This is a genomic window from Streptomyces sp. ERV7 (genome assembly GCF_001653515.1).
Taxonomy (GTDB): domain Bacteria; phylum Actinomycetota; class Actinomycetes; order Streptomycetales; family Streptomycetaceae; genus Streptomyces.
The window spans coordinates 1-6,268 of the sequence record NZ_LYOY01000007.1; the positions used below are offsets into that span (position 1 = coordinate 1).

5 protein-coding genes and 1 riboswitch are annotated in these 6,268 nt (G+C 71.8%); of the genes, 3 read left to right on the forward strand and 2 right to left on the reverse strand.

All coding sequences use genetic code 11. The annotated features are described in order from the left end of the window. Positions 1-2,572: xanthine dehydrogenase family protein molybdopterin-binding subunit (locus A8W25_RS05530; RefSeq protein WP_067156878.1), on the reverse strand; the 2,572-nt coding region annotated here is incomplete at its 3' end. A 79-nt stretch (positions 2,573-2,651) separates the two neighbouring features. Then, a riboswitch (cobalamin riboswitch) is annotated at positions 2,652-2,789 on the forward strand. 73 nt (positions 2,790-2,862) lie between these two features. On the opposite strand from A8W25_RS05530, the gene A8W25_RS05535 reads away from it, so the two are divergent. From A8W25_RS05535 to A8W25_RS05545, 3 genes are read left to right on the forward strand one after another with little or no spacing between them, the layout of a single operon-like run. Further along, positions 2,863-3,957, forward strand: a complete 1,095-nt coding sequence (locus A8W25_RS05535) for a FecCD family ABC transporter permease (protein ID WP_420708408.1) — start codon at positions 2,863-2,865, stop codon at positions 3,955-3,957. 2 nt (positions 3,958-3,959) lie between these two features. Next, complete coding sequence (locus A8W25_RS05540) at positions 3,960-4,730, forward strand: ABC transporter ATP-binding protein (RefSeq protein WP_067156882.1); 771 nt, start codon at positions 3,960-3,962, stop codon at positions 4,728-4,730. An 8-nt stretch (positions 4,731-4,738) separates the two neighbouring features. Beyond that, the gene (locus A8W25_RS05545; RefSeq protein WP_067156886.1) at positions 4,739-5,737 is read left to right on the forward strand and encodes an ABC transporter substrate-binding protein; all 999 of its coding nucleotides are present in this window, start codon (positions 4,739-4,741) and stop codon (positions 5,735-5,737) included. A gap of 40 nt (positions 5,738-5,777) precedes the next feature. On the opposite strand, the gene A8W25_RS05550 is transcribed toward A8W25_RS05545, so the two are convergent. Beyond that, positions 5,778-6,182 carry a nuclear transport factor 2 family protein gene (locus A8W25_RS05550; RefSeq protein WP_067156889.1) on the reverse strand — a complete coding sequence of 135 codons (405 nt, stop codon included), beginning with the start codon at positions 6,180-6,182 and terminating at the stop codon, positions 5,778-5,780. Positions 6,183-6,268 lie beyond the last annotated feature (86 nt).

Sequence of the window (6,268 nt, forward strand, 5' to 3'; positions counted from 1 at the left end):
CCCCGACCCCCTTGTGCCGCACGTTCGGACCGCCGGGGCCGAGCACGCCCGCCGGCGGCAGGGGCATCAGTGTCGTCCGGCGTCGGATCCCGGTGAGGTCGGCGTACCGCGCCAGCCGGTAGCGGTCGAAGTTGACGTAGGGGCCGGCCCCGGTCTCCGGGGGCAGCTCCTCGTGCAGCGTATGGGAGATACCCATGGCGAGCCCGCCTTCCACCTGGGCTTCGAGCGCGGCCGGCAGCAGCGGGTCGCCCGCGTCCAGGAACGTCACCGCGTCCACCACGCGGATCGCCCCGTACTGTGGCGAGATCTCCACGCCGATCAGATGACCCGCCGCCGCGTACAGTGAGCGAGGCACGAAGTCCTTGCCCGGTCCCTGTGCGGCCGGGGGCCGCAGCGGGCCGACCGGGGGGAGGGGCACCGGCTCGTCGTCGGGCGACCGCAGGAGTGCGAGCGCGTCGACGGACGCCTCCTGGGACACCCCGTCCACCTGGAACGTCGCCTGTGACCAGCCGTTGCAGAAGAAACCGTGCGCCATGACGCACGTCTCGCCACCCGTAGCGGCCAACTCGCCCGCCAGTGCGGCGAGCGGCACCTCGGGGCGGCCCGGCAGCCGCACCGCACCCTCGTGCCACGCGGCCAGCAACTCGTCGTCGCTCAGGCCGGGTTCGCCCAGCACCGCGCGGGCCGCGGGCAGCAGGCGCAGCCGCAGGAGGGCGCGGCAGGCCTCCCGTACGACGTGCACGTGGAAGAACGCCGTCTTGGACGCGCTGCTCGCCCCGTGCGACAGCGAGATCTTCACCTGGTCGTGCAACCCGGCCTGCTTCAGCCGCTGGGCGAAGCGCTCGAAGGGCCCCACCACACCGAGCCGGGCCTCCGCGGGCACCCCCAGCACACTGCGGGCGGCCTGCTCCAGAGCACCGCGTGAGCCCTGTCCCATCTCCACGCTCTGGCCCCACACCACGATCTGGCCTTCCGCGGTCACCTGTACGGCCGTGTAGACGCTGTCCTGGGTGGTTCCGTACGCCTCCATGCAGCAGGCGAAGCCCACCCCGTACAGCGTGCCGTCGCCGCGCCCGGCGACCCGGTCACGGGCCTCGTCGCGTTCCCGCCACAGAGTGTGGTCCCGAGCCGCCGTGCAGACCTCGGCGGCGGCGACATGGAACCGCAGCGGCGTGCCCGCGAGGTCGGTGTCCGGGGCGTCCGTCGAGCCGTCGGTGTGCGGGCGGACCACGTTGGCCAGCCGGAAGTCGATCGGATCCATGCCAAGACCCCGTACGGCGAACCGGTCGATGGCGGTCTCCAGGTTGAACGCCACCTGGGGGATGCCGAAGCCGCGCATGGAACCGACGATGGGGATCGCCCGCTCAAGGACGATGGCGTGCACCGACGCCCGGGGCACCCGGTAGGGGCCCGTGGCGTGCAGGGCCGCGAGTCCGAGCACCGGCCCGTTGAGGTTGGCCTCGACACCCCCGTGCAGCACGACGAACGAACGCATCGCCCGGATCCGGCCGTCCGGATCGGCCCGGATCCAGCTGCGCACCGCCGAGGCGTGTCGCTTCATACCGCCCTGGAACTGCTCGCGCCGGTCGTAGGCCAGCCGGACGGGGCCGGGCGCGAACACGGCCGCGAGCGCCAGGTAGTACGGGAACGGCGACTTGTCCCGGCCTCCGAACCCACCACCGCAGTCCTTCGACCACAGCCGCACGGAGCGCACGGTCGGGTGCGCCTCGCGGCCGAGCAGCGTCTGGATGTCCGGCACGTCCCCGTGCGGCGACTGCGTTCCCAGCACCAGATGCAACGTACCCGAGGACCGGTCCAGCCAGGCGAGACCGGCCTCCGGCTCCAGGAACGCCGGGTCGATCTGCTGGGTGAACGTGGTGGTGACGGCCCGCAGCGCTTCGGGCTGGGCCATGTCGTCCTCGATCGCCCGGAACAACTGCTCCGCATCGGCGTCGGGCTGCCCGTTCCTGACGAACGTGGTGTGCGCGGCGTCGTAGGTGACGCGCCCCCGGTTCCAGTGGGAGTAGCCGTCCGGCACCGTGCCGTCGAGCAGATAGTGCGCCTGGCGCTGGGCGCCGGTGAAGCTCCGCTGCGTCCAGGCCTCCAGGTCGAGCGCGATCTGCTGGTCCTCCGTGGGCGGGGGAGTGCCGGCGGCGGGGGCGGGGCCGTACGTCACCGGAGCGGCGCCCTCCCGCAACTCCTGCGCCGCGCGCCGGAACCGTACGAAGTCGCCGTAGACCACGATGGCCACCGGCTGGCCGAGGTAGTCGGCCGTCTCGCCCGCCGGCAGCAGGGCCTGGACGTTGTCGGCGGACACGCGGTTGTTGTACGGGGGCTTCGGGAGATCCGCGGCGGTGACGACCACGTCGGGCCGCAGCTCGGCCGGCAGCTGCCCGAAGTCCACGCCCGTGAAGAGCCGGTCGACGTGCCGGGCGCGCAGCAGGAGGGTGTGCATGCAGTCCGTCGGCCACCCCATGGCGGCCAGGTCCACCGGCCGGAAGTCGCTGGCGAACACCTTTTCCCCGGTCACTCTGCGCCTGCGCCCGTCGGCCGCGTCGCCGTCACTGCCCATGGCTACGACCCCAACACCCGCCACGGCTCCCGGCAACATACGGTGCGCCTTCCGGGGGCGGCGCCGCGCCGCGCGTCGCCGATGCTGTTGTTTGTTAGGCTCCCCTTGCCTCCCGCGGGGGAAGTCCGGTGAGAGTCCGGCGCTGACCCGCAACGGTGTGCGCGGCGACCCTGTGGTCCGTCGCGTGAGCCCGATCGCCTGCGGGGTGCAGCGACCCGTTGACTGCTCGCCGTGGACTGCGAGGGGGGACCCGCGCGGCCGGCACGGCCGTACGGGCTGTCTCCTGCGGCATGTCCAGCAGGCGGCCCGTGCGAAGGACGGCCCCTCCCGTGCATCGACGTAGAGCCCCCAGCCGGATACCCGTGCTGCCACTCGGCCTGGCTCTGGGGCTGTTACTCCTGCTGTCGCTCGTGTGCGGTGTCGGGCTCGGCGCCGCCGGGGTCGGCTGGGCGAACGTGCCGCGCTTCCTGTGGGCCGGGCTCACCGGCGGAACCGTACACGCGGATGAGGCGGCCGCGTACACCATCGTGTGGGAGATCCGGCTGCCGCGGGTCCTGCTCGGTGCCGTGGTCGGGGCGGGGCTCGCCTCCGTCGGCGTCGCGGTGCAGGCGATGGTCCGCAACGCGCTGGCCGACCCGTTCGTCCTGGGAATCTCCTCGGGTGCGGCGGTGGGGGCCAACGCCGTCATCCTGATGGGGGCGCTCGCCGGGCTCGGGGTGTGGGCGCTGTCGGTGTCGGCGTTCGCCTCGGCCCTGGTGGCCATGGCGCTGGTGTACGCCGTGGCCCGTTCGCCGCAGGGGCTGACGCCGCTGCGGCTGATCCTGACGGGTACGGCACTGGCGTACGGCTTCGAGGCCGTCACCATGGTCATGGTGTTCGGTGCGGCCCGGGGCGAGGCGGCCAGATCGGCGGTGATGTGGCTGCTCGGCAGCCTGGGCGGCGCGACCTGGGCACAGGTACCGCTCGCCGCGGTGACGGTGGCGGCCGGATGGATGTGGCTGCGGCGGCGCGCCGAGGCGCTCAACGCGCTGGCCATGGGCGACGAGACCGCGTCCGCCCTCGGAGTGCGACCGGCCCGGCTGCGCCGGGAGTTGTTCCTGGTCACCGCCGCGGTCACCGGCACCGTCGTCGCGGTCAGCGGGGCCATCGGGTTCGTCGGACTGATGGTGCCGCACATCGCGCGGATCGTCGTCGGCGCGGACCACCGGCGGGTGCTGGCCGTGGCCCCGCTGGCCGGAGCGGTGCTGCTGGTGTGGGCGGACGTGCTGTCCCGGCTGCTGTTCGCCCCGGCCGAACTGCCGGTCGGCGTGATCACCGCGGCGGTCGGTGTTCCCGCGTTCCTGCTGCTGATGCGGCGCGGCGGCTATGCGTTCGGAGGCCGCTGACCGTGCGACTCGACATCGACGAGGTGACGATCGAGGTCTCCGGGACCCGGCTGGTCGAGGAGATCAGGCTCACCGTGGACAGCGGGGCGTTCGTGGGACTCGTGGGCCCCAACGGCAGCGGCAAGTCGACCCTGCTGCGTGGTGTGTACCGAGGACTGCGTCCGGCCGGCGGCGCGGTACGGCTGGACGGCGACGACCTGCACGCCATGGACGCGCGGGCCGCCGCCCGTGTGCTGGCCGCGCTGCCGCAGGAGTCGGCGGCCGAGTTCGACTTCACCGTGGCCGAGGTGGTCGCCATGGGACGGCTGCCGCACCGCGACCGTACGGCCGTGTCGGACCGGGAGATCTGCGCCCGGGCCATGACGCGCACGGGCGTCGCCCACCTCGCCGACCGAGGCGTCCTCAGCCTGTCCGGCGGCGAGAAGCAGCGCGTCCTCATCGCGCGGGCGCTGGCCCAGCAACCACGGGTACTGGTCCTCGACGAACCCACCAACCACCTGGACATCGCCCACCAGCTGGACGTCCTCTCCCGGGTCCGCGAGAGCGGTCTGACCGTGCTCGCCGCACTGCACGACCTCAACCTCGCCGCCGCCCACTGCGACGTCCTGTACGTCATCGACGGCGGCCGGATCGTCGCCTGCGGACCGCCGCACGACGTCCTCCAACCCGACCTGCTCGCGACGGTGTTCGGGGTGCGCGCACATCGCGTACGGCATCCCGGAACCGGCGCCCTCCAGCTTCTGTTCGACCTGCTCCCGCCCACCACCCCATGAGGACGCACATGCGCAAGCTGCTCGCCGCCGTTGTCTGTCTCGCCGCGACCGCCACCGGTTGCGGCGCCACGGTCGAGTCCGCCGAGGACACCAAGTCCTCGGCGGTCACCCTGACCAACTGCGGCCGCCAGGTGACGTACGAGAAGGTCCCCGAACGTGTCGTCACCAACGACGTCGGTATCACCGAGCTGATGTTCGCCCTCGGCCTTGAGGACCGTATGGCCGGTTTCGCCATGCCCGACGACAAGGGAGAGGTGAGCGGTCTGCCCTGGAAGGGCGGCTACGACAAGGTGAAATGGCTGTCGAAGGACCAGCTCACCAAGGAGAACGTCCTCGACGCCCGCGCCGACCTGGTCTTCGCCGGATGGAACTACGGCTTCCGCGAGGACGGCGGCTTCACCCCCGACGCACTGAAGAAGCTCGGCATCCCCTCCTACATCCTGACCGAGTCCTGCCACAACGGCCGGACGAAGTCCTCGCGCGGCATCATGCCGCCGCTGGACGCCCTGTACGCCGACCTCACCAACCTCGGCAGACTGTTCGGCGTCGAGAAGCGGGCCGCCGTGCTGATCCAGGACTTCAAGAAGCAGATCGCAGCGGTGCGGGCGTCGGCACCCAAGGGTGCCGACCGCCCTTCGGTCTTCCTCTACGACAGCGGCCAGAGCACGCCGTTCACATCCGGCCGCTATGCCGCCCCGGAGCAGATCATCACCGAGGCCGGCGGTGTCAACGTCATGCACGATCTGGCGGACTCCTGGACCACGGTGGGGTGGGAGAGCGTCGTCGAGCGGGACCCGGACACCATCGTCATCTGCGACTACGGTGACGTGAGCGCCGAGGCGAAGAAGAAGTTCCTCCTGTCCTACGCGCCCCTGCGCAACGTCTCCGCCGTCAAACACCGACGGATCTTCGTCCTCGACTACGCGGACCTGGTCGAGAGCCCCCGCAACCCGTCGGCGATCGCCAGGCTCGGAGCGTATCTGCGTACGGTGTCGGGCGAGCGGTGACAAGGACCGTACTCAGGGCCGCATCTCACGGGCACCGTCCTTACGCCGTGGGCAGCGGCTGGACCGTCAGCTGGTAGTCCTGCAGGATCCGGCCGTCGGTGTCCAGCACGAGGAAGACCCGGGCGGCCCAGGCCACCTCATCGACCTTGGGGCCCTTGGCGTACGTCAACTGGACGGTGAACACGGCGATGTGGCCGTGGACGGTGACGTGGTCGTCGGCGCCGAGGTGGTAGTCGCCGGAGGCGACGAACAACCCGTAGGCCTCCGCGACCCGGTCCACCAGCTGCTCGTGGCCGCGGAACCGGGTCCCCTCGATGAACTCGACGCCGTCCGGGGCCCAGATCCGGGCAACGGCGCTCTCGCGTACGGCGGCGTCGGGCTCGCGCCAGACGGCGACATAGCGCTCCACGATCCGGTCCACGTCGACGGCGGTGGTCTGCGGCATGGTCAACTCCATTGCTCCGGTGGGTGATCGGCCGTGATCCGGCCCGGGCACCAGATTCGAGGCGGCCGTCGGGGGAGGGGCAAGGG

What these genes read in the sequence shown, in the direction of transcription:
- A8W25_RS05535 (WP_420708408.1), top strand. Translation starts at nt 2,863, where the DNA reads ATGTCCAGCAGGCGGCCCGTGCGAAGGACGGCCCCTCCCGTGCATCGA.
- A8W25_RS05545 (WP_067156886.1), top strand. Translation starts at nt 4,739, where the DNA reads ATGCGCAAGCTGCTCGCCGCCGTTGTCTGTCTCGCCGCGACCGCCACC.
- A8W25_RS05550 (WP_067156889.1), bottom strand. Translation starts at nt 6,182, where the DNA reads ATGCCGCAGACCACCGCCGTCGACGTGGACCGGATCGTGGAGCGCTAT.